The sequence below is a fragment of the Uliginosibacterium flavum genome (assembly GCF_040566545.1).
GTDB lineage: Bacteria > Pseudomonadota > Gammaproteobacteria > Burkholderiales > Rhodocyclaceae > Uliginosibacterium > Uliginosibacterium flavum.
On record NZ_JBEWZI010000015.1, the window covers coordinates 69,880 to 92,665 of the forward strand.

Genomic DNA, 22,786 nt, shown 5'->3' on the forward strand with positions numbered 1-22,786 from the left:
GGATTTGGAGTTGCAGTGAAACCTACGCTGGTTCTGGTGGGCCGACCCAATGTCGGCAAGTCCACCCTTTTCAACCGTCTGACTCGTACGCGTGATGCGTTGGTCGCGGACATGCCGGGTCTGACCCGTGATCGCCATTATGGTATTGGCAGAGGTGGCTCGCGTTCTTATCTGGTAGTGGATACCGGAGGTTTCGAACCCAGTGCCAAAGAAGGCATCATGGTCGAAATGGCCCGCCAGGCCGAGGCTGCGATTGCTGAAGGCGATGCGCTTGTCTTTGTCGTGGATGGTCGTACCGGCCTTACGCCGCATGACAAGCAGATTGCCGATACTTTGCGCCGTGCTGGCCGCCCCGTTTATCTGGCGGTTAACAAGGGCGAGGGTGTCAATCGTGACACCTTCAGTGCGGAGTTTCATGAGCTGGGCTTTGGTCAGCCATATGTGATTTCCGCTGCACATGGCGAAGGTGTGCGAGGCTTGCTTGATCTGATTCTGGAGCGTTTTCCGGAGGATGCTGAGACTGACGGTGACGCCAATACCGGCCCCCGAGTAGCGATTGTCGGACGGCCGAATGTGGGTAAATCCACCTTGATCAATGCCTTGCTTGGTGAAGACCGGGTCATTGCATTTGATATGCCGGGCACTACACGCGACGCCATCGAAGTGCCGTTCGAGCGCAATGGCAAGGCTTATACGTTGATTGATACGGCTGGACTGCGTCGTCGCGGCAAGGTTTTTGAAGCGATCGAGAAATTTTCAGTTATCAAGACTTTGCAGGCGGTTGAAGAGGCGAATGTCGTGGTTCTGGTGCTGGATGCCAGCCAGGATATTTCAGATCAGGATGCGCATATCGCAGGCTTTGTGCTGGAGGCAGGGCGTGCTTTGGTGCTTGCCGTCAACAAGTGGGATGATCTGGATGATTACGGCCGCGAGCGGGTCAAAGCCGATATCGCACGCAAGCTTCATTTCCTGAACTTTGCTCGTCATCACTACATTTCCGCTCTCCAGGTGCAGGGCATCACGCCCTTGCTCAAGTCCGTGGATATGGCGTTTGCCGCGGCGATGGTGAAGTTGCCTACTCCGAAATTGACACGCACTCTGGTCGAGGCAATGGCGAAACTGCAGCCGCCGCGCCACGGAATTTTCCGTCCCAAAATGCGCTACGCGCACCAAGGGGGACAGAATCCGCCGGTGATCGTCATTCATGGCAATGCTCTTGATCACATTCCAGAGGCGTATCGGCGTTATCTGGAACGAACTTTCATGGATGTGTTCAAACTGCAGGGAACACCTTTGCGGATTGAGTTCCGTACGGCGCGCAACCCCTATGCCGACAAGGACTAAGCCTGCTATCCTCTTACGCTCGTTCGCCCATACTGAAGCGGACGGTTTTTGTTTTACCCCCATAACAATACTGACGAGGGCCACAAATCATGAGCAACAAAGGCCAATTGCTGCAAGACCCCTTTTTGAACGTTTTGCGTCGGGAGCACGTGCCCGTTGCCATTTATCTGGTTAACGGCATCAAGCTTCAGGGTCATATCGAGTCTTTCGATCAATACGTGGTGCTGTTGAAGAACACCGTCACCCAGATGGTTTACAAACATGCCATTTCTACAGTCGTGCCGGCCCGTGCGGTGACTATTCCGCATGAAAACGGTGCGGCACCGACCGCAGCAGCCGAAGCTCCGAAGGAGTAAGTTGCCTTTGCGGCACGCCGCCTCGCTGGCGGCTATTTGCATGCTCCATTCCTGTCAAGTCCGGCCGTGGCGCTTTGCCACGGCCGGGCTTTTCCATGTCTGTTCTCATGTTTGATCGCCCCGATTCCGTAGGTAATCGCGCCGTGCTGGTGCAGCTTGATTTTGGTGACGCCGGTCTTGCCGAGCGACTCGCGGAATTTCAGCTGCTCGCTGCGTCAGCAGGGGCTGAGCTTGTTGCTCTGGTGCAAGGGCCGCGCCGCGCGCCGGACGCGGCCTTGTACGCGGGCTCAGGCAAGGTGGAGGAGATTGCCGCCACTGCTGCTGCACATAACGCTGATATTGTCATTTTCAATCACGAGTTGAAGGCAATCCAGCAGCGCAATCTGGAGCAGGCGCTGGGGCGGCGCGTGATTGACCGAACGGCATTGATTCTGGATATCTTTGCGCTGCGCGCCAAGAGTCATGAAGGTAAGCTGCAGGTCGAGCTCGCTCAGCTGGAGCATATGGCGACGCGTCTTGTGCGGGGCTGGACTCACCTTGAACGCCAGAAAGGCGGGATTGGCTTGCGTGGGCCTGGCGAAAAGCAGCTTGAAACCGACCGGCGTTTGCTCGGCAATCGCGTCAAACTACTGAAGGACCGCCTCAAACAGCTGGAAAAACAGCGTAAGGTCCGGCGTCGCTCGCGTGAGCGCAGCGAGGTGCCTGTGATTTCTCTGGTGGGTTACACCAATGCGGGCAAGTCGACTCTGTTCAATGCTTTGACCAAGGCGGGCGCCTACGCCGCAGACAAGCTTTTTGCGACGCTGGATACCACTTCACGCAAAGTCTATCTGGCGGATGCGCAACGTCATTTTGTGTTGTCAGATACCGTAGGGTTCATTCGCGATTTGCCGCATTCGGTGGTGGCCGCCTTTCACGCGACGCTGGAAGAAACGGCACATGCAGATCTGTTGTTGCATGTTGTTGATGCAGCCTCTGAAGACCGTGAGGCACAGATGGCTGTCGTGAATGCCGTGTTGTGCGAGATCGGTGCGGGAGATGTGCCCCAGCTTCTGGTCTGGAACAAGATTGACATGACCCAGGGGCAAGCAGGTGTCGAAGAGGATGGCTATGGTAAAATCGGCCGCATTCTGCTTAGTGCCCGTACTGGCGATGGCGTAAATGACTTGCGCAGCGTGCTGGCCACCCAAATATTTCCGACGATTTCTACTGATCCGCTCGCCGAGACAGGATCGGGTTTTTCAACCGACGATTCAGACCGAGTATCCCGATGATTACTGGAGTTCTCATGTCAATCAATGATCCGCGCTGGGGTAACAACCAGGGCGACGATAAGCGCCCTGGTGATCAAGGACCTCCCGATCTCGAAGATATCTGGCGAGATTTTAACAAACGACTGGGCGGCCTTTTTGGCGGTGGCGGCAAGGGTGGTGGCGAAAGCCCTCCGCCAGTGTCATCGCGTCAGTTGGGGGGTGGGCTTGGCCTGATTATTGGCGTCGTTGCCTTGTTGTGGCTGGGCAGCGGGTTTTATACCGTGGATGCAAGTCAACGCGGTGTGGTTCTGCGGTTTGGCAAGTTCCAGGAGGTCACCACCGAAGGTTTGAAGTGGCATATTCCTTATCCGGTCGAATCGGTTGAACTGGTCAATATGACGCGCGTACGTACCGTCGAGATCGGTTTTCGCGGGTCTGACAAGGCAAAAAATCTGCATGAATCTCTGATGCTTACCGACGATGAAAATATCGTCAATATTCAGTTGGCAGTGCAGTACACCTTGAATGATGCGGCTGAGTTCTTGTTCAGCAACAAGGATCCGGATGAGATGGTCAAGCAGGTGGCCGAGTCGGCAATGCGCGAAATCGTCGGCAAGAGCAAGATGGATTTTGTGCTTTACGAGGGGCGTGAGGCGGTTGCCAAAGATGCGCATTTGTTGATTCAGCACACTCTCAATGAATACAAGGTTGGCGCGGGTAAAGGTAGCGGCATCCAGATCAGCAAGGTGACGATGCAGAATGCTCAGCCGCCCGAACAGGTCCAGGGCGCCTTTGATGACGCCGTCAAGGCCGGACAGGATCGCGAACGCCTGAAAAACGAAGGGCAGAGTTACTTTAATAACGTTGTGCCAAAAGCAGAAGGTACGGCTGCGCGGCGTCGCGAGGATGCCTTGGGTTATGCAGGCAAGGTTGTCGCAGAGGCTGAGGGGGATGCCAGTCGCTTCAAGCAGGTATTGGCTGAGTACGCCAAAGCCCCTGAAGTGACGCGCAACCGCATGTATATCGAAGCAATGCAGCAGGTCTATTCGAACACGACCAAGGTCATGGTTGATACCAAGGGCAATGGCAACATGCTCTACCTTCCTTTGGATAAGCTGATGCAATCCGGCCTGCCGACGCAGACGGATGCTGCAGCAGCCAAGCCTTCCGTACCGGAAACGCCAGCTGCGCCGCAGCGGGCTGATGTCGATAGTCGCAGCCGCGACGCCTTGCGCAATCGCGAAAGGGGAGATCGTTAATGAATTCGCGTTTACCGGTTTTTTTGGGGCTGGCTTTGTTTGTGCTGGTTCTGTTGTCGATGTCCGTCTTTACTGTGGATCAGCGTAATTACGCGCTGGTATTCCAGATGGGCGAAATCAAGCGTTTTGAAATGGAGCCCGGCCTCAAGTTCAAATTGCCGCTGATTCAGGACGTGAAGAATTTTGATCGACGTATTCTCACGATCGATTCGCCTGAGTCGGAATTGTTTCAGACGGCAGAGAAGAAGAATGTGCTGGTCGACTCCTTTGTCAAGTGGCGCATCAAGGATCCTGCAGTCTTCTATCGCGCGTTTGGTGTGGAGGAGATGCGCGCGCGTTCGCGCCTTGAGCAAACCGTGAATGCGGTTCTGCGCGAAGAGTTCGGCACGCGTCAGATGCATGATGTAATTTCCGGCAAGCGTCAGGATTTGATGGCGGCGGTCAAGGCCAAGGCCGCCGCTGATTCGGTGCAATACGGCGTTGAAATCGTGGATGTGCGCGTCAAACGCGTTGAGCTGCCGACGGATGTCAGTGATTCTGTGTTCCGTCGGATGGAGGCTGAGCGTAAGCGCGTAGCGAATGAATTGCGCTCAACTGGCGGCGCCGAGGCAGAGCAGATCAAGGCTGATGCGGACAAGCGTAGCGTGGTGGTGGAGGCTGAAGCCTATCGCGAAGCTCAGAAGATCCGGGGTGAGGGTGATGCCAAGGCTGCAGCCATTTATGCCGAAGCTTTTGGTCGCAATCCCGAGTTCTATCGTTTCTGGCGCAGCATGGATGCCTATAAGCAGACATTCCGCAGCAAGAGTGATGTGCTGGTGGTTGATCCATCTTCCGATTTCTTCAAGTACATGAAGAATGGTGGCGGCAAAGAGGGTGGCAAGTAAGTATGTTGCGCCTCCTGCTGGCGGCCTTCGCGCTGATGCTGGTGCTCGAAGGCTTGCTGCCCCTGATTGCGCCGACCGTGTGGCGTGAGACTTTCCTTCGTATCACGCGCATGGCTGACGGCCAGATCCGTTTTGTCGGCCTGATCTCCGTGCTGCTAGGCGCAGCACTTTTCCTTCTGAGCAACTAAGACTTCCCATGGCTTTGCCACGCTGGGCGCTGCCCGAATATTTTGAAGATGTGCTGCCGCTTGAAGCGCAGCGCGTTGAAGCTTTGCGTCGTGCCGTACTGGATGAGTTTCGTCTGCATGGCTATCAGCTGGTGATTCCGCCTGCTGTTGAGTATCTGGATTCGCTGGTGTCAGGCACCGGGCAGGATATGGCTGACACCATGTTCAAGTTCGTCGATCAGATTTCCGGGCGTACACTGGGCTTGCGGGCTGACACTACGCCGCAGGTCACTCGCATTGATGCTCACTTGCTTAATCGCACGGGCGTGGCGCGGCTTTGCTACTGTGGTCCGGTGGTACATGTCCTGCCGCGCAGTATGACGGCTTCGCGCGAACCGCTGCAGATCGGTGCTGAACTGTATGGGCATTCCGGTATTGAGGCGGATGTCGAGGTCTTGCGTCTGCTCGCACGGACGCTGCAGCTGGCGGGTGCGCGCACCAGCCGGATCGATATCGGCCACGTTGGCATCTTCCGCACGCTGAGTTCTTTGGCTGGCCTCAATGCCGAGGCGGAAGAGACGCTCTTCGGCATATTGCAGACCAAGGATGTGCCCGCGCTACGTGAGTTTGTCGCAAATATTGCTGAGCCTGCACGTTCAGGTTTGTTGGCGCTGCCCGATTTGTATGGCGACGCCAGCGTGTTGCTGCGCGCGCGCGATCGCTTGCCTGATGTGCCGGGTGTCCATGCGGCGCTGGATGAGTTGCTGCACCTGTCGCGTCAGCTGGGTGATCTGCCCCTGAGTTTTGATCTGGCGGATTTGCGCGGCTATCTCTATCACACGGGGCTGATGTTTGCGGCTTACTGCGGCAGCTCGCCGACGGCGTTGGCCTTGGGAGGGCGCTATAACGAAGTGGGGCGTGAGTTTGGCCGGGCTCGCCCAGCCAGCGGTTTCAGCCTGGATTTGCGTGAATTGGCGGCTTTGGGCGCTGTAGCGAATGCATCCGGAGCGGTGCTGGCTCCGATGGATAATGCCGCCGAGTTGGTTGTGCTGATTGCACAGTTGCGCGAGGCGGGAGAGGTTGTGATGCTGGAGTTGCCGGGGCATACCGGTGACTGGCGTGAAGCTGGCTGTGACCGGCGTATCGAATTGCAGAATGGCGCTTGGTGCGTCGTGGCACTGGAAGACTGAGGAAGATTCAAATGGCAAAGAATGTAGTGGTTGTCGGCACCCAGTGGGGCGATGAAGGCAAGGGCAAGATCGTCGACTGGCTGACTGATCACGCACAAGGTGTGGTGCGCTTTCAGGGTGGCCACAATGCGGGTCACACCCTGGTGATCGGCGACAAGGAATACAAGCTTAACCTGGTGCCCTCGGGCATCGTGCGCGCAGGTGTGCAGTGCTACATCGGTAATGGCGTGGTACTGGATACGCATCACCTGTTGTCCGAAATCGCAATTCTTGAAGCGGATGGGATTGACGTGCGCTCGCGTCTGAAAATCAGCTCTGGCTGCCCGCTGATCCTGCCGTATCACTCCGCGCTGGACAAGGCGCGTGAGGCCAAGAAATGTGCGGCCGACAAGATCGGTACGACCGGCAAGGGGATTGGCCCGGCTTATGCCGACAAGGTGGCGCGTCGTGCGCTGCGCGTGTACGACCTGTTTTATCCGGAGCGTTTCGCGGCCAAGCTGCGCGAAGTGCTGGACTATCACAATTTTGTGCTGACCCAGTATCTGGGCGCCGAAGCGGTGGACTTCCAGACCGTGTATGACCAGGCGATGAAAGATGCCGAGGCGATTCGTCCTATGGTTTCGGATATCTCTGCTGACCTGTACGCGGCCAACAAGGCTGGCAAGAGTTTGCTGTTTGAAGGCGCACAGGGCTCGTTGCTGGATATCGATCACGGCACCTATCCTTTCGTGACCTCTTCGAACTGCGTGTCGGGCCAGGCTGCGGCCGGGGCGGGCGTCGGCCCGGGCATGCTGCATTACGTGCTGGGTATCACCAAGGCGTATTGCACGCGCGTTGGTGGAGGGCCGTTCCCGAGCGAGCTGGACATCGAAACCCCGGGCGTGCCCGGAGAGCGCATGTCGCGCATCGGCCGCGAGTTTGGTACGGTGACAGGGCGCAAACGCCGCTGCGGCTGGTTTGATGCGGCTGCGCTGCGTCGCTCCGCCTGCATCAACGGCTTGACCGGCTTGTGCATCACCAAGCTGGACGTGCTGGACGGTCTGGACGAGCTGAAGATCTGTACCGGCTACATGCTGCACGGCCAGAAAATCGACTTGTTGCCGATCGGTGCGGATGATGTGGCTGCATGCGAGCCGATCTACGAAACCATGCCGGGCTGGCAGGAAACGACATTTGGCGTGAAGCGCTGGGAGGATCTGCCTGCCGCCGCGCAGAATTATCTGAACCGTCTGGAAGAGGTGTGTGAAGTGCCGATCGCGATTGTGTCGACCGGCCCGGAGCGCGATGAGACGATTCTCAAGCAACATCCGTTTGCTGCCTGATAGCAAAAGGCCGGCTTACGCCGGCCTTTCATTTTTACCTTTAAATTACAAAAGCAAAGTTTGATCGAATCACATAACGAACGTACAAAAGAAAAAAGCCAAGTCCGAAGACTTGGCTTTTCACTCGAATTTGGTGCCCAGGAGAGGACTCGAACCTCCACACCTTGCGGCACTAGTACCTGAAACTAGCGCGTCTACCAATTTCGCCACCTGGGCATTTCATGTCGCGGTTGCGACGTGAGACCGGCATTATAAGGACTAATGACAATGAGTCAAGCACCTAAACAAAACAAGATGAAAACCCCAAAAATATCCAAGATCCGCCGCGCCGATCCCTTCCTTGAACGTGAAGCGCAGAAGTACGAATTCCCGCTGCCTTCACGTGAATACATCCTGCAAGTCCTTGAGGATGCAGGTTGTCCGCTGGAGGTCGAAGGCCTCGCCAGCGCGCTCGATATCCGTGAGGAAGAAGACGAGCATTTCGCCCGCCGTCTGGGCGCCATGGAGCGCGCCGGCCAGCTGATGCGCAACCGGCGCGGCGCCTATATCCTGCCGGATCGTGCCGATCTGATCCGTGGCCGTGTTGAAGGCCATCCCGATGGTTTCGGTTTCCTGGTGCCCGATGACGCCAGTGAAGACCTGTTCCTCGGTCCGCGTGCGATGCGTGAGGTGCTGCATGGCGACAAAGCCCTGGTGCGCGCCGTCGGCGTGGATCAGCGCGGTCGCCGTGAAGGCAAGATCATCGAAGTGCTGGAGCGCGCCAATACCCGCATCGTCGGCCGTGTGACGATCGAGGCCGGTGTGGCCATGGTGTTGGCTGAGAACAAGCGCATCAGCCAGGGCATCCTGCTGGCGCCGGGCGGCAAGCAAAAGCCCAAGGCCGGGCAGGTCGTGACTGTCGAGGTGTTGCAGCAGCCCACGCAGTACAGCCAGCCGATTGGTCAGATCGTCGAGACGCTAGGCAATTTTGCCGACGACGGCATGGAAATCGAGATTGCACTGCGCAAGCATGATCTGCCCTTCGAGTTCTCCGATGAGGTGAAGGCTGAGGCGAAGAAGTTGCCGGATGTGGTGCGCAAACAGGACTGGACGCCGGGCCGCGAAGACATCCGCCAGTTGCCGTTGGTGACCATCGACGGTGAAACCGCCAAGGACTTCGATGACGCCGTGTTCTGCGAGAAGCAGGGCAAGGGTTTCCGCCTGATCGTGGCGATTGCCGACGTCAGCCATTACGTGACGCCGGGCTCCGCGCTGGAGGCTGAAGGTCTGGCGCGCGGTAATTCGGTCTACTTTCCGCGCAGGGTGATTCCGATGCTGCCGGAAAAGCTCTCCAATGGCCTGTGCTCGCTGAATCCGCAGGTCGAGCGCCTGTGCATGGTCTGCGACATGACGATCGATGCCACGGGCGAGATCAAGGCCTATCGTTTCTATCCGGGCGTGATGTATTCACACGCTCGTCTGACCTACAACAAGGTCGCCGCGATGCTCTACGGCGATGAGGCCGGCAAGCTCGACGAAGCCTTGCGTACCGAACATGCGCCGCTCTTGCCGCATCTGGAAACGCTGGATGTGCTCTTCCGCATCCTGCTGCAGGCGCGCGCCAAGCGCGGCGCCATCGAGTTCGAGACGGTCGAGACCAAGATGGTCTTCGACGCCGAGGGCAAGATCGAACGCATCGTGCCGGAGCGTCGTAACGATGCTCATCGCCTGATCGAGGAATGCATGCTGGCCGCCAACGTGTGTGCCTCCGAATTCCTTCAGAAGAACAAGCAGCCGTCGCTCTACCGCGTGCATGAAAGCCCTTCGGCCGAGAAGATGGGCAAGCTGCGCGAATTTCTCGCCGAATTCGGTCTGGGCCTGGGTGGTGGTGATGCGCCACGCGCTTCGGACTTCGCCAAGGTGGTCGACAAGATCAAGGGCCGCCCGGATGCGCCGCTGATCCAGACGGTGATGCTGCGCTCCATGCAGCAGGCCGTGTATAGCCCCGAGAATGTCGGCCACTTCGGTCTGGCCTACGACGCCTATACGCACTTCACCTCACCGATCCGGCGCTATCCGGATCTGCTGGTGCATCGTGCAATCAAGGCCGTGCTGACCAAGACCGTCTACGAGCCCAGTGCCGGGCCCGTGGAGCTGCTCAAGGACACGCGTCGGCGCAAGGGTGGCGGCAAGCCCAACGAAGCGCGTGACAAGGCGGCTCGCGACGCCACGGCGAAACACGCCGCATCGGCGGCCAAAAATGGCATCTGGGAAGAGATCGGCGTGCACTGCTCGCAGACCGAGCGCCGTGCCGACGAGGCCAGCCGTGATGTGGAAACCTGGCTCAAGTGTTTCTACATGCAGGATCGCATTGGCGAGCAATACACCGGCATCGTCACCTCGGTCACCACCTTCGGCATCTTCGTGACCCTGGATGATCTGTTCGTCGAAGGCTTGATCCATATCTCCGAACTCGGCGCGGATTACTTCCACTTCGACGAAGCCCGTCATGCGCTGGTTGGCGAGCGCACGGGTCAGCAGTTCCGCCTGTCGGACCGGGTCAGTGTGCAACTGGTACGCGTGGATCTGGAGACGCGCAAGATCGACTTCCGCCTGATCGAAGGCGTGGCGCGTCCCACCGAGCGTGTTGGCAAGACGGAGCGTGATCGCAAGGCGCCCGCCGCCCGCTTTGTCGCTGACGTGCCGATGCCGGCCAAGCCCGTGGCGAGCAAGCGCAAGGCCGCGCCGAACGCTGGTTTTGGCGAGGAAGAGCCCGTCAGCTGGCGTGATCTGGCCAAGACCGCTCCGGTCAAGAGCACGGCATTCAAGGGTGCCGTCAAAGCGGCGCCTGCCGTGGCGCCCAAGGCCGTAGCGAAAGCTGTCGTAACCGAGCCGCCGAAAGCTGCCGCCAAGCCCGTCGTCAAAGCCGCCCCCAAGCCGGCCGTGAAGGCCGCCCCCAAAGCTGCCAAGCCTGTCGGAAAAACGCCGGCAGCCGCACCCACGCGCAGCGTCAGCAAGGCCCAAGCGGACACTCAACCGGACTCGCCGACCAGCGCGCCGAGAAAGCCCATGCGCGCTGCTCTGCTGAGTCCGTCCAAGGTAGCTGTTCCGGAGAGCCTTGCTGCGTCTGCTTCTGCAAGCGATACTGTCGCCCAGGCGCTCCCCGCCTCATCTGGCAGCAAGCCTGCCCGTAAACCCAAGGCTGACGCCGCTCTTGGCGCAGCTGCTTCGAAGAAGAAAGAAAGGAAGTCCACGTGAGTGAAAGTCGCTTCATTCATGGTTTTCATGCCATTTCCGCCAAGTTGCGGCACGATCCTGAAGCCATTCTCGAACTGCACGTTTCTGCCCAGCGCAGCGATGCGCGCGCCCGTGATCTGCTCGCCAAGGCCGAAGCCGCCGGCGTGCGCATCATGCCGAACGAAAGCGCCCGGCTTGACGGTATGGCCGGCACGCACCGCCACCAGGGCGTGGTCGCCAAGATCGATCCGCGCCACAAGGTGTTGCACCTGTCCGACATCCTCGAAGACCTGACCGAAAACGCCCTGATTCTGGTGCTTGACGGCATTCAGGACCCGCACAACCTCGGTGCCTGCCTGCGCGTGGCGGATGCCGCCGGCGTGCACGCGGTGATCGCGCCGAAGGATCGCGCCGTTGGCCTCAACGCCACGGCCATGAAAGTTGCCAGTGGCGCTGGCGACACCGTGCCCTACATCGTCGTCACCAATCTGGCCCGCACTCTGCGCGAACTGAAAGACGCGGGCGTGTGGTGTATCGGCGCCGATGGCGAGGCTACCAAATCGCTCTACGAAATCGACCAGAAAGGCCCCGTGGCCTGGGTGCTCGGTGCCGAAGGTGATGGCCTGCGCCGCCTGACCCGCGAAACCTGCGACGAACTGGCCAAGATCCCCATGCTCGGCAGCGTTGAGAGTCTCAACGTTTCGGTCGCTTCCGGCGTCTGTCTGTTCGAAGCGCGGCGTCAGCGCGCCGGCTGACTGACGGCGTTTGCCGTGTAGCCCTCTGCGCGTAGTATTTGCGCAATGCCACTCTGGCGGCATATCTTTGTGTTGCTGGCGCCAGAGTGGTCAAACGTGATGCTGTGACAGGAGATGCGACATGAGTGAAGCATTGGCAGCAAAACTGAGGGATGCACCCGCCGCTTTTTATCCCCGTCAGCTGGTGGATTCTTACCCGCGGATCGTCGACAAGCTGGTCCAGCTCTGGGGCACGCCCGAGATCGAGGCGTATTTTCAGGAGTTGATGCTCAATGATCGCGGCGATCGCCAGGGCTTTTCGCAGCCGGTTTTGACCGAAATCCTCAATCTGCGAACCTGGTATCGTTCCCTTTTGCCGCCGCAGCCGCGTTCGGTCGATAATTGGGTAGACATGATCAACGAGGATGGCGCCGAGCGCGCTGGCCGGACGGATGAAAACGGTCTGGACATGCCCTTCGAGCCGCGAACCTGAGCACCGCCGCGGGCGTTGCCGCCATTTGGTAACGCGGCCTTAAGCCTGCCCGGCGCGGGTCGTTAATCCGGGATGGATCGATTTCCCGTTTCTTCCGGTAATTCCCTGACCCTCGCCGAACTGATGGCGGCGCTGAGCCATGCGCTGGACATTACCGAGGGCCAGCCGCGCGGGCATTGCGTGCGCTGCTGCTGGATTGGCATGCATATCGGGCGCGAGCTGGGCTTCAACGAGGCGCAGCTGTGGTCGCTGTACTACACGCTGCTGCTCAAGGATCTGGGCTGCAGCAGCAACGCGGCGCGGATCTGCGCGCTGTATCTGACCGACGATCTGTCCTTCAAACGCGACTTCAAACACGCCGGTACCAGCACCGCGCAGGTCATCGGTTTCGTGCTGCGCCATACCGGCTTGCAGGCCTCGCTCAGCGAGCGTTTCCGGACGGTGTTTCATCTGTTCCGCAATGGCGAGGAAATCGGCCGCGAGCTGTTCGAGACGCGCTGTCAGCGCGGTGCCGAGATCGCCCGCAAGCTGCGCTTCAACGAAGCCGTGGCCGACGGCATCCTGCATCTGGATGAACACTGGAATGGCGGCGGCAAGCCGCTGGGCATCGCCGGGACGCAGATTTCGGTACTGGCGCGGATCGCCTTGCTGGCCCAGGTGGCAGATGTGTTTTTCACCAGCGATGGGCGCGAGGCGGCCCTGCAGGAAGTGCGCGCACGCAGCGGCAGCTGGTTCGATCCGCAGTGCGTGCAGGCTTTCGAGGCGGTGGCACAAGACGATGCCTTCTGGCAGGTGTTGGGCTCAGCCGGGATCGATCAGGCCGTGTTCGCGCTGGAGCCGGCGCGCCACGCCGTCACGCTCGACGACGATTATCTCGATGACATCGCCGCAGGTTTCGGCCAGGTGGTCGACTCGAAAAGCCCTTACACCGCCGGGCATAGCGAACGCGTGGCGTTGTACACCGACATGATTGCGGAAGAGGTCGGTCTCAGTGCGGAGCGGCGGCGCTGGCTCAAGCGCGCCGCGTTGCTGCACGATCTGGGCAAACTGGGCGTCAGCAACAGCGTGCTCGACAAGCCCGGCAAGCTGGACGAGGCCGAATGGCGCGCGGTGCAGATGCACGCGGCCTACACCGAGCAGATTCTCGGCCGCATCCGCGCCTTTCAGGAACTCGCCAGCGTGGCTGGCGCGCATCATGAACGGCTCGACGGCAAGGGCTATCCGCATGGTTTGAGCGCCGACCAGATCACGCTGGAGACGCGCATCATCACCACCGCCGACATCTTCGATGCAATCACTGCCGAGCGTCCTTATCGCGGCGCGATTCCGGTGCCGCGCACGCTGGAGATGATGGCCGAAACCGTCGGTACCGCGATTGATCCGCGCTGCTTCGAGGCGCTCAAGCGCGCCGTTGCGCGCCTGCTGCCCGAGACCCTGGCGCCGGTTTAAGGCAGGCTGGAGAGCCGCATACAGTGGGCATCTTCAGGCAGTGTGGCTGTAGATGTGCGGTGGTTGTGGCTCTTCCGGTACGATGCCTGTAGAGGCTTGCTGCAAGCGGCTCTTCAGACCGTTATCGTCAGGCTTCTGTCAGTTCAGCTTCGATGCAGGCCGCCAGCGTCGCCAGCCCGCGTTCCATTTCTTCAGGCGTGGCGCGGCTGTAGTTCAGGCGCAGGTATTGCCGGCCGTCGGCGGGATGGGGGAAAAAGGCTTCGCCGGGCATGAAGGCCACGCCCTGTTCCAGCGCATGGTCGAGCACGGCGCGGGTGGCAAGCAGATCTCCGCGCAGCTTCAGCCAGAAAAACAGCCCGCCACGCGGCATTTCCCAGTCCGCAATCGCACCGAAATGGCGTTGCAGTGCCGCTTGCATGGCGTTGCGACGCAGGCGATAGCCTTCACGCAGACGCGTCAGATCAGCCGCGCGTGTGCCGCTGCCGAGCCAGTGCGCGACGGCCGCTTGCCCGGGGCGCTGGGTGTGCAGGTCGGCGCTTTGCTTGAGGCGCACCAGATGCGGCATCAGGGCCGGATGGGCGGCCAGAAAACCCATGCGCCAGCCCGGCCACAGGATCTTGGAGAAGGAGCCCAGATAGATCCACGGCGCGCGCTTGAGCAAGGAACAGATCGGCGTCATCGGATGGTCCACATCCAGCGCCACGCTGCGATAGGGCTCGTCCTCGATCAGGAGTACGTTGTAGCGATCCAGTAGTTCGGCGATGGCGACGCGCGCGGCTGGGCTGTAACAGGCGCCACCGGGATTCTGGAAACACGGAATCAGGTAGGCGGCGCGCGGGCGTTGGGTTTCGAGCAATTGTTCGAAGGCCGCCAGATCCGGGCCGTTGGAATTGAGCGGGGCGCAGACGATAGCGGCACCAAAAAGCTCGAAAACCTGCAGCGCGGCGACGTAGGTCGGGCCTTCGCACAGGATGGGCGTGCCTTCGTCGATCAGCAGCTTGGCGGCGAAATCCAGACCTTGCTGCGAACCGGCCAGCGCCAGAACTTGATCGCTGCTGACCTGCAAGCCGGCCTCGCCGATCCACGCTGCAACCGCTGCGCGAAAGGCCGGTTCGCCTTCGCTGCAACCGTACTGGTAGAGTGCCGGATCGGCCGTGGCCGCTAGCGGCAGCGCGGGCATCAGGTCGGCGGCGGGCAGGCCGCCGGCAAACGAAATCATGCCGGGCCGTGCTGTGGCGGCGAGAATGTCGCGCACCAGCGAAGACTTCAGGCGTCCGGTACGGCGCGCCAGTTGCAGATCAGGAAGATTCACCGCAAACTCCATATTGGTCATGTATGTTGACCAATATCGGCGAGGAAACTATAAAAGTCAATATGCTTGACCAAAAAACCACTGCCCGCGATGCCGAACTGTTCGAAGCCATCGAGCTGTTCTTCTACGCTTTCCGCGCTTTCACCGCCCGTCCCGACGAGATCCTGGCCGAGCGCGGGCTGGCGCGCCTGCACCACCGCATCCTGTATTTCGTGGCGCGCCGCCCCGGCCAGCGCGTCAGTGATCTGCTCGCCACCCTGGGCGTCAGCAAGCAGGCGCTGCACGCGCCGCTCAAGCAGCTGGTCGAAGTCGGCCTGGTGCTCGTCGAGGCCGATGCCAGTGATGGCCGCGCGCGCTGCCTGTCGTTGACGGCTGAGGGTGCTGAACTCGAAGCGCGTCTGTCGCAAACCCAGCGCGAGCTGCTGGCGCGCGTGTTTGCCGGGCAGGGCGCGGCCGCCGAGTTGGCCTGGCGGCAAGTGATGCAGGAGCTGGCCGGCACGCCGGACGAGCATGAACCGGAATGAAATCGGTTATATCATTCCGGGCCCCGGCGCTGCCGGCGACAAGATTTCTGCAACCACCTACAAACAAGGAGCTCCCATGAGCGAAGCAATCACCACGGCCTCCGGCCTGATCTATGAAGACAGCGTTGTCGGCGAAGGCGCCGAAGCCAAGGCTGGTCAATACGTTTCCGTGCATTACACCGGCTGGCTGCTGAGCAATGGCGAGAAATTCGACTCCAGCAAGGATCGCAACGACCCCTTCAGCTTCCCGCTCGGTGGCCGCCGCGTCATCGCCGGCTGGGATGAAGGCGTGCAAGGCATGAAAGTTGGTGGCACGCGCAAGCTGACCATCCCGTCGCAACTGGGCTACGGCGCACAAGGCGCCGGCGGCGTGATTCCGCCGAACGCCACGCTGGTGTTCGAAGTCGAGCTGCTGGATATTCAGTGAGCAAGAAACAAGGGGCGCGTTGAGCCCCTTGTTTTATTTGGGGCTAGCTTTAAAGAGAGGTGTTTATGAATCAGCAGACTTCGCCGGACGACCTCGCTAGTTTGTTACGAGAGATGTTGCGGAATCAGGTGAAATCGATTGCGCTGCAGAGTGAGGCAATTGAGCTTGGACGTCAGCAATTGGCTCTGGCTGAATCACAGATGGCGCGGGCGCGGGCACTCGCTGATGAGTCGGTTCAGCTGCAGCGCGTGTCAGTTCAAGCTCAACGCAAGGTTGGGCGCCTTTTATACCCTGCACTTGTGATCGTTGTAGCCGCTGTGGTTTATCAATTTTCGAGCTTGATGAAGTGATCTGCCCGGCCTGGGTTTGTATGCCATGAAAGACAGCAAAGCCCCCGTCACCGCCGCGATCCGCGTGCTGCGCGATCACAAGGCTGCCTTCACCGATCATCTCTACGATTACGAGGAGAAGGGCGGCACGGCGGTCAGCAGTCGCGAGCTGGGTGTGGATGAACATGCCGTCTCAAGACCCTGATCATGGAGGATGAGGCGCGGCGCCCGATGATCGTGCTGATGCACGGTGATCGTGAAGTCTCGACCAAGAATCTGGCGCGGCACATTGGCGTGAAAACCATCGCGCCCTGCGCGGCGGAGGTGGGCAACCGGCATTCCGGCTACATGGTCGGTGGCACCAGTCCCTTTGGCTGCAAACGCGCCATGCCGGTGTATGTGCAGCAGAGTATTCTGGAATTGCAGCAGATTTACATCAACGGCGGCAAGCGCGGCTATCTGATCGGCATTGCACCGCAGTTGCTGGTGGATATTCTCAAGCCGGTGCTGGTGGAGGCGATGGCTTGATGGTGCTTTTGCGGCCGATTGCGTCGGCATGCTGGATCTGACGACTTACCTCAGCCTGTTTCTGGCCGCGTTGCTGGCGGCAAGCCTGTTTCCGGCGCAGTCCGAACTGCTGCTCGGCGCGCTGTTGCTGGCGGGTAATCAGCCCGTGTGGGCGTTGATTGCGGTGGCCACCGTCGGCAATGTGCTGGGCTCGGCGATTAACTGGTGGTTGGGGCGTTACATCGAGCGTTTTCGGGATCGGCGCTGGTTTCCGGTCAAGCCCGCAATGCTGGAGAAGGCCTGTGGCTGGTATCACCGCTACGGGCGGTGGTCCTTGCTGCTGAGCTGGGCTCCCGTCATTGGCGATCCGCTCACGCTGGTCGCCGGGGTTTTGCGCGAGCCCTTCCATTCATTTCTTGGCATCGTTTGCATTGCCAAGTTCTTGCGCTATCTGCTGCTGGCGGTAATCACGCTGAATTGGTTCGGCTGAGGCGACGCCCGGAGAGCCGCCATCCGCTTGCTTCTGCGGCATGCCTGCCTGAAGAAGTCCGCTGTGCGCGGCTCTCCAGTCCGCGTGTCAGCGTGCCGAGCGCAGCACCCGGGCGTGCGCTTCTGTACGTTCTTCCGTGCGGGCGTTCAGCAGTTGCATCACGGCGGTCTCGGGCGGGCTGGCGTAGTGGCGGCGATCATTGCTCACCGGATTGACCCGCCAGCCGGAGAGCAGCAGCCAGTCCCACAGATCCCGATCACACGCCTGCGTCAGGGTGATCTTGATGCCATTCCGGACAATGCTTGCCCCCGCCTGCGGCGCGCCGCTGGCGCGAAGCCCCGCGCGCTTTTTGCGGATTCCGAACATGGTTCTGAAAAAATCTTTCATACCTGCCTCCATTCACGCGAATTGTGTTGCTGGCTACAAGCGGAGGGGCGTGTTGCAGGCCTTGCCGCTTCAGGGACGCCAGGCTGCTGCGTCTCTTGTTCTGTCGGGGCAAAATTCTAGGGCATATCCCGCGGATGGGCGCGCTAAAACCTCTCGTCGTCGGCGGACGGTATTCGTACCACCTACTTGCCGAACAAACCCTTGAGTGCATCGCCCAGCCCGCTGCCCGGCTTGTCACTGCTGCTGGACGAGCCGCCAATACCGATCAGCTTCAGGGCTGCCAACCCACCCTGGGCGTAGATGGCTTCGTTGAGCGAGAAGCGGCTGTCATCCAGATTGCCCTGCAGGGTGAAGTCCATATCCACCGGGCGACGGGTGTCGGCATCTACGCCTTTGCTACGGGCAAAGGCTGCCATCGCTTCACGCGCAAACCCGGTGAGGCCGCCGATTTCGAGCTGGCTCAGCAGCATGTGGCCCGGCGCCTTGAGCTGGCGTTTGACCACGATCGAGTGCAGGTCCAGCGCCAGCGTGCCGGACTTGATTTCGCCGGCCTTGCCCTTGAAGAGATAGGGTTCGACAAGTTTGAGCGGCACGCCGGCAAGTTTCAGCTTCAGGTCCGAATCCATGTTGGCCGGCACCAGATCGCCATTCAGCGCCAATGTGCCTTGCCCGGCGACGCGGGCCTGCAGCTGAAGCTGGGCCTTTTCATTCATGGCGGGCAGGAGCAGATCGTCGAGCGTGAGTTCGATCTGATCCAGCGGGATGTGCAGCGCTCTGGCCGCGACCGTGGTGTCGTAAAAATCGACGCGGCTACGGGTGAGTTTGAAGCTACCGATGCGGATTTTCGGGCCAGCGGCTTTGGCCGGTTTCTCTCCGCCTTTTTTCGTCGGGGCTTTGCCCTGCGCATCGAGCAGGGCGGGCAGGATTTTCATGCCTTCGCGCGTGCGCAGCACGCTCAGCGCAGCATCTTCGACTGTGATCGAGCTGACCACGATGGTGTCGGAGAGCAGGCTGCGCAGATCCGGTGTCACCCGCACGCGCTTGGCGCGCAATTCATCGGCGCCCGGCCAGCCGGCGTGGCTGGCCTTGATGCGTAGCCCCTCGATTTCGATGTGGGCGAGGCTGACGCGGATATCCTGGACCTCACCGGTCTTTCCCAGTGCGGCGACGATCTGGCCCTTGAGCAGATGCAGGGCGGCGAAATAGCCGGCGAACAGCAAGACCGCCAGCAAGGGCAGGCCGACCAACAGAGCGAGGCGGAGTTTGCTGGATTTCATGGTGTTTCCTGTGAGGATGTGAGGGCCTTCAGCCATTGACCCAGACCGGGGTCGGAAATTTCATATTGTCCGCGTTCGCGGCGGGTGATGATCTCGTCGCGCAGCAGGCGTTCGGTGGCCGACTGCACGGCGGTCGTGCCGGGAACGGCGCTGCCAAGCGTGGCGGCCATGCGCGTGCGGGTGTCTTCGGCAAACAGCGGCGCGCCTTCCAGCACGGCTTGCAGCACGAGTCGGTCGAGCAGTGGCAGGGCTTTGAGGATCTTGGCGTACTGCACTTCGTCATGCACGTCATGCACTTTCAGCGCGACGGCTTCGGCCAGCGTGAGATCGGCATTCAGCACCATCGCCTCGACCACCGCGCGCAGGCGGCCGGGTACGTGGCCCATGGCTTCGAATTCTTCCCATAAGCGCCATTCATCCAGCGGGCGGCCGGTGGAGCGCCGGTAAGCCGCCGCCAGATGCGCGCAGAAGCCGCGATCCAGCGTGGGTAGTTCGATGTTGGTGCCGAAATGGAAGAAGGGCGCGCGCGCCTCGGAGAACATGCGCCGCAGGCCTTCGCGCGACGATCCGGTGAACAGCACCTTGAGCTGATCCTTGTTGATGTCCAGCCCGGTGCGCAGGCCGCCGAGCAGCTCCTCGTTGCGCGCCAGCCGGGTCAGGATTTGCGCTTCATCCAGCAGCAGGATGGTTTTGCCGGAGCTGGTCAGGGCCTGGACGACTTCGGTCAGCGAATGCGCCGGGGCCGTGGCTTGCGTGCCCAGTTCCGCCTTCACACCGAGCAGATCGGCCGAGACGCGCGCGGTCAGCGGCTTGAGCCAGCTCTTCATGCGCCCGGCGGCAAACTCGGCCAGCGACAGGCGGAAGACCTCGCCAGCCTCGTCGCCATCGGTCATGAAGGAGTGATAGAAAACGCGCCAGCCGTGTTCCTCGGCGCGCGGCGCGATGTCCTTGAGGAGGAATTCGGTCTTGCCCATGCGCCGTGGTGCGAACATGGTCAGCGCGTGCGACAGGCCGCTGTCGAAGGCCATCAGCACCGAGTCGGCGAGCGCGGTGCGCGGGTAATGCCAGTAATCCTGAGCGGCCATCGCCTCGCCTTTATGGTGAATTATGTCGAGTAATCATAATTACGCGAGCAAGCAAAATCCAGCGTGAAGCGATGAGCGTATATCCGCCTGCGGCGGAGTGCCGAGCAATGAGGATTGAGTGCTGAGTTGGCATGCTTGCAGAGCCTCGCCGGTGTTGGGTCTTCGGGCAGTGGTGGTTTTGTAGAGGTAATGTGGGCGCGGTTTTTCGGGAGGGTGACGTAGGAGCTGGCGCAGCTGGCGATTTGCCAGCGTGGATCGCCAGCTGCGCTAGCTCCTGCAGGCATGCTTGCAGAGCCTTGCCTGCTAAGCCTCTTCAGGCAGGGGTGCTGAAGAGGCTTGACAGGTGCGGCTTTCGGGACGCACTGCTTGCGCACTCAGCACTCAGCACTCAGCCGCAGGCGGCATCAGTTCTGCCCGCGCAGCTGATACCACAGGCTGTAAGCCCAGCACGCCGCGCAGAAGGACACGACAGCTTCGAGGAAGGAGAACGCCAACAGCGCCGATACTGGCACGATCCACATGCTGCTGCCGGTCAGATACAGGGCGGTGGCCACCGAGCTGGCGATGAGGAGCAGCTTGTTGGCGAACATCTTGGCGCCGGCGTTTTCCTTCTTGCCTGCCGCCCCGAACTTCTGCAGGAGCACCGTATACAGACGATGCGAGGGGCAGCGGTAGTGGCCGAAGAAGCCACGCACCAGTCCTTGTACGATCAGCAGCGGCACCAGATACGGGAAGCCGAGCAGCGCGGCGGCGCAGATCACGAAGGTGGCGAGACCATCGAGGCGGGCGGCATTGGACCAGACGGGGGGGATGTCGAAGCGCAGCACTGAAGAACTCCTGAACTGGATTGGGATGTGCGCAATGTATAACTATATGGTGATATAGTCAATTCTGTTTTGTTGGCGCAACATAAAAAACGGGCCAGCCCCGAGGGGCTGACCCGTTCATGATCGAGCAGGCGCGCGATTTATTTCTGATACGAACACTTGTTCGGGTTTCCGGCCGGATTGCTGCCGAAGGCGGCGACCGTGCAGGCGATGCTCTTGCCTGCGCCGACGTTCTTGGCGACCCACTTGCCTTTGCGGCCGAACGCGACCCAGCCGCTGCCCTTGGGCACGACGCAAGTGGCGCCTTCGAGGGCGCACTTGGCAAAGCCGCTGGGATAGTCGCCGGTGCCCTTCAGCGCGGGCGCTGCGCTGCCGCCGGAGGATGAAGAGCTCGACGAGGAGCTGGAGGACGAGCTGGAGGAGCTGCTCGACGATGAAGAACTCGAAGACGATGAACTGGACGACGAAGAGCTGGACGAGCTTGAGCTGGAGGAGCTGGAGCTCGACGACGAACTCGACGATGAGCTGGATGAAGAGCTGCTGCTGGCCGATGCGGCGCCCTTCATGATGGCCGTGACGATTTCCGGATAAGTCCAGGTCAGCGTGCTGCGGTTAAGCAGGCCGAAGGCTTCGGCGCCGGGGTTGTAGGCGTTGTTGTCCCACACAATCACCGGGATCTTCACCTTGGCGGCGGCCTTGGTGTAGTACTCGGCGTGCTTGACGCGTTCTGCATGGTTGCTCTTGTTGCTGGAACCCCATTCGCCCATCACCACTGCGATGCCCTTGGCGACGAATTTGCTGTTCAGCCGGTTGAACAGGTCGTCGAGGTTGGCGGTGTTGGTGAATTGGGTGGTGCCCGCGGCTTCCATTGCAAAGTCGAAGGGGAAGTAGGCGTGCACCGAGAGGGCGACCATGCTGTCGGCAGGCAGCTTCACCTTGTCGAGTTGCTGGTCGTGCGGGCCGGCCACGTAGCCCGGCAGCATCACCAGACGGCTGGCGTTGTTGCCGCCGGTGGCGCGGATGGTGCTGAGCGTTGCCGCATTCAGGTTGTTCACCACCGTCGACAGTTCGTCATTGCCCCACCAGTCATCGCCCGAACGTGGCTCGTTCATGACTTCAAAAATCACGTGATTGTCGTAAGCCTTGAAGCGCGTGGCGATCTGTTGCCAGAGCGCGGTCAGGCGGGCCTTGGCGGCAGCTTCGTTGGCGTAGGTCGGCGCGATCCAGCCGTTGGTGTGATGCACGTTTACGATCACATACAGGCCGTTGGCCAGACCGTAGTTGACAACTTCCTCGACGCGATTCATGCGGCTGGTGGCAATCGTGTAGCTGCTGCCGGTAGTGAAATCATCCCAGGTGACCGGCACGCGTAAAGTTTTGAAACCCGCGCTCTTGACCTTGTCGATCATCGTTTTGGTAGTGGCCGGGTTGCCCCAGTTGGTTTCGCCGCCGAAGGCGTCCAGCGAATTGCCCAGATTCCAGCCCGGCATCATCTTGCTGGTGACGTCGAAGGCGGTGGCCGCGTGGGCCACGGAGGAAAGCAGGACGCTGCCCGCCAGCAGCAGGCCGCGTAGTGTGTGGTTCATGTGAGTCCCCTGATTGATGTTCTTATTGATCGCCGTGCACTTGGTTTGTGCGAGCGTCATGATTATCCGGAGCTTCTGCCGGGATGGGAAACATCACAGGATCAACGGCTTGGTCTTAACCGCCTGCGGCGGCTGCCTGCGGCAGAGGACTGAGCGGCTGCCTTCGGCAGAGTGCTGAGCAATGAGGATTGAGTGCTGAGTAGGCATGCTTGCAGAGTCGCACCCAGCAATGATCTTCGGGAAAGGGCACCGAAGAGGCTTGACTGGCGCGGCTCCCGGGACACACTGGCGACGCACTCAGCACTCAGCACTCAGCACTCAGCACTCAGCACTCAGCACTCAGCACTCAGCACTCAGCACTCAGCACT

The 22,786-nt window shown here is 60.5% G+C and carries 22 protein-coding genes, 1 tRNA gene and 1 pseudogene; 17 read left to right on the forward strand and 7 right to left on the reverse strand.

Going from position 1 to position 22,786, the window contains the following annotated elements:
- Nucleotides 1–15: 15 nt before the first annotated feature.
- The 8 genes from der to ABXR19_RS14135 all read left to right on the forward strand — a co-directional run bounded on the left by der (nt 16) and on the right by ABXR19_RS14135 (nt 7,775).
- Nucleotides 16–1,344, forward strand: coding sequence for a ribosome biogenesis GTPase Der (der, locus tag ABXR19_RS14100; protein WP_354601777.1), 1,329 nt, complete (start codon nt 16–18; stop codon nt 1,342–1,344).
- 89 nt (nt 1,345–1,433) lie between these two features.
- Nucleotides 1,434–1,700 (forward strand): RNA chaperone Hfq, encoded by a 267-nt coding sequence (hfq, locus tag ABXR19_RS14105; RefSeq protein WP_354601778.1) that lies wholly within the window; start codon nt 1,434–1,436, stop codon nt 1,698–1,700.
- Nucleotides 1,701–1,807: 107 nt separating this feature from the next.
- Nucleotides 1,808–2,974 carry a GTPase HflX gene (gene hflX, locus ABXR19_RS14110; protein ID WP_354601798.1) on the forward strand — a complete coding sequence of 389 codons (1,167 nt, stop codon included), beginning with the start codon at nt 1,808–1,810 and terminating at the stop codon, nt 2,972–2,974.
- A 14-nt stretch (nt 2,975–2,988) separates the two neighbouring features.
- Nucleotides 2,989–4,212: an FtsH protease activity modulator HflK gene (hflK, locus tag ABXR19_RS14115; protein ID WP_354601779.1), complete on the forward strand. Its 1,224-nt coding sequence runs from the start codon at nt 2,989–2,991 to the stop codon at nt 4,210–4,212.
- Nucleotides 4,212–5,096 carry a protease modulator HflC gene (gene hflC / locus ABXR19_RS14120; RefSeq protein WP_354601780.1) on the forward strand — a complete coding sequence of 295 codons (885 nt, stop codon included), beginning with the start codon at nt 4,212–4,214 and terminating at the stop codon, nt 5,094–5,096. The genes hflK and hflC overlap by 1 nt, the downstream gene beginning before the upstream one ends.
- 2 nt (nt 5,097–5,098) lie before the next feature.
- Complete coding sequence (locus tag ABXR19_RS14125) at nt 5,099–5,284, forward strand: DUF2065 domain-containing protein (RefSeq protein WP_354601781.1); 186 nt, start codon at nt 5,099–5,101, stop codon at nt 5,282–5,284.
- Nucleotides 5,285–5,292: 8 nt separating this feature from the next.
- Nucleotides 5,293–6,453 carry an ATP phosphoribosyltransferase regulatory subunit gene (locus ABXR19_RS14130; protein WP_354601782.1) on the forward strand — a complete coding sequence of 387 codons (1,161 nt, stop codon included), beginning with the start codon at nt 5,293–5,295 and terminating at the stop codon, nt 6,451–6,453.
- A gap of 11 nt (nt 6,454–6,464) precedes the next feature.
- Entirely contained in the window at nt 6,465–7,775 is a 1,311-nt protein-coding gene (locus ABXR19_RS14135) for an adenylosuccinate synthase (protein WP_354601783.1), read from the forward strand.
- A gap of 131 nt (nt 7,776–7,906) precedes the next feature.
- Here the strand turns inward: ABXR19_RS14135 and ABXR19_RS14140 are convergent.
- Nucleotides 7,907–7,991: transfer RNA gene (locus ABXR19_RS14140), tRNA-Leu, on the reverse strand.
- Nucleotides 7,992–8,036: 45 nt separating this feature from the next.
- Between ABXR19_RS14140 and rnr the strand changes: the two genes are divergently transcribed.
- The 4 genes from rnr (at nt 8,037) to ABXR19_RS14160 (ending at nt 13,667) form a co-directional block, all read left to right on the forward strand.
- Nucleotides 8,037–11,012, forward strand: coding sequence for a ribonuclease R (gene rnr, locus ABXR19_RS14145; RefSeq protein ID WP_435594329.1), 2,976 nt, complete (start codon nt 8,037–8,039; stop codon nt 11,010–11,012).
- Entirely contained in the window at nt 11,009–11,746 is a 738-nt protein-coding gene (gene rlmB, locus ABXR19_RS14150; protein ID WP_354601785.1) for a 23S rRNA (guanosine(2251)-2'-O)-methyltransferase RlmB, read from the forward strand. Before rnr ends, rlmB begins: the two co-directional genes overlap by 4 nt.
- Before the next feature lie 121 nt (nt 11,747–11,867).
- On the forward strand, nt 11,868–12,218 hold the full coding sequence (locus ABXR19_RS14155; protein WP_354601786.1) for a hypothetical protein: 351 nt from the start codon (nt 11,868–11,870) through the stop codon (nt 12,216–12,218).
- A gap of 72 nt (nt 12,219–12,290) precedes the next feature.
- Nucleotides 12,291–13,667, forward strand: coding sequence for an HD-GYP domain-containing protein (locus ABXR19_RS14160; protein ID WP_354601787.1), 1,377 nt, complete (start codon nt 12,291–12,293; stop codon nt 13,665–13,667).
- 127 nt (nt 13,668–13,794) lie between these two features.
- On the opposite strand, the gene ABXR19_RS14165 is transcribed toward ABXR19_RS14160, so the two are convergent.
- A complete protein-coding gene (locus tag ABXR19_RS14165) occupies nt 13,795–14,979 on the reverse strand; it encodes an aminotransferase-like domain-containing protein (RefSeq protein ID WP_354601788.1) in 1,185 nt (394 codons plus the stop codon).
- Nucleotides 14,980–15,041: 62 nt separating this feature from the next.
- On the opposite strand from ABXR19_RS14165, the gene ABXR19_RS14170 reads away from it, so the two are divergent.
- From ABXR19_RS14170 to ABXR19_RS14190, 5 genes and pseudogenes are all read left to right on the forward strand, one after another.
- Nucleotides 15,042–15,503 (forward strand): MarR family winged helix-turn-helix transcriptional regulator, encoded by a 462-nt coding sequence (locus ABXR19_RS14170; protein WP_354601789.1) that lies wholly within the window; start codon nt 15,042–15,044, stop codon nt 15,501–15,503.
- 76 nt (nt 15,504–15,579) lie between these two features.
- Complete coding sequence (locus ABXR19_RS14175) at nt 15,580–15,930, forward strand: FKBP-type peptidyl-prolyl cis-trans isomerase (RefSeq protein ID WP_354601790.1); 351 nt, start codon at nt 15,580–15,582, stop codon at nt 15,928–15,930.
- 65 nt (nt 15,931–15,995) lie between these two features.
- The gene (locus tag ABXR19_RS14180; RefSeq protein WP_354601791.1) at nt 15,996–16,280 is read left to right on the forward strand and encodes a hypothetical protein; all 285 of its coding nucleotides are present in this window, start codon (nt 15,996–15,998) and stop codon (nt 16,278–16,280) included.
- A gap of 25 nt (nt 16,281–16,305) precedes the next feature.
- Nucleotides 16,306–16,787: pseudogene (locus ABXR19_RS14185) on the forward strand (aminoacyl-tRNA deacylase).
- Nucleotides 16,788–16,815: 28 nt separating this feature from the next.
- A complete protein-coding gene (locus ABXR19_RS14190) occupies nt 16,816–17,256 on the forward strand; it encodes a YqaA family protein (RefSeq protein WP_435594330.1) in 441 nt (146 codons plus the stop codon).
- Between the two features lie 87 nt (nt 17,257–17,343).
- Here the strand turns inward: ABXR19_RS14190 and ABXR19_RS14195 are convergent, their stop codons facing one another.
- The 5 genes from ABXR19_RS14195 to ABXR19_RS14215 form a co-directional block, all read right to left on the reverse strand.
- On the reverse strand, nt 17,344–17,643 hold the full coding sequence (locus ABXR19_RS14195; protein ID WP_354601792.1) for a hypothetical protein: 300 nt from the start codon (nt 17,641–17,643) through the stop codon (nt 17,344–17,346).
- A 182-nt stretch (nt 17,644–17,825) separates the two neighbouring features.
- Nucleotides 17,826–18,920, reverse strand: coding sequence for a DUF748 domain-containing protein (locus ABXR19_RS14200; RefSeq protein ID WP_354601793.1), 1,095 nt, complete (start codon nt 18,918–18,920; stop codon nt 17,826–17,828).
- The gene (locus tag ABXR19_RS14205; RefSeq protein ID WP_354601794.1) at nt 18,917–20,005 is read right to left on the reverse strand and encodes an ATP-binding protein; all 1,089 of its coding nucleotides are present in this window, start codon (nt 20,003–20,005) and stop codon (nt 18,917–18,919) included. Before ABXR19_RS14205 ends, ABXR19_RS14200 begins: the two co-directional genes overlap by 4 nt.
- Nucleotides 20,006–20,409: 404 nt before the next feature.
- Entirely contained in the window at nt 20,410–20,832 is a 423-nt protein-coding gene (locus ABXR19_RS14210; protein WP_354601795.1) for a DUF4395 family protein, read from the reverse strand.
- A gap of 140 nt (nt 20,833–20,972) precedes the next feature.
- The gene (locus tag ABXR19_RS14215) at nt 20,973–22,478 is read right to left on the reverse strand and encodes a glycoside hydrolase family 5 protein (protein WP_354601796.1); all 1,506 of its coding nucleotides are present in this window, start codon (nt 22,476–22,478) and stop codon (nt 20,973–20,975) included.
- Nucleotides 22,479–22,786 lie beyond the last annotated feature (308 nt).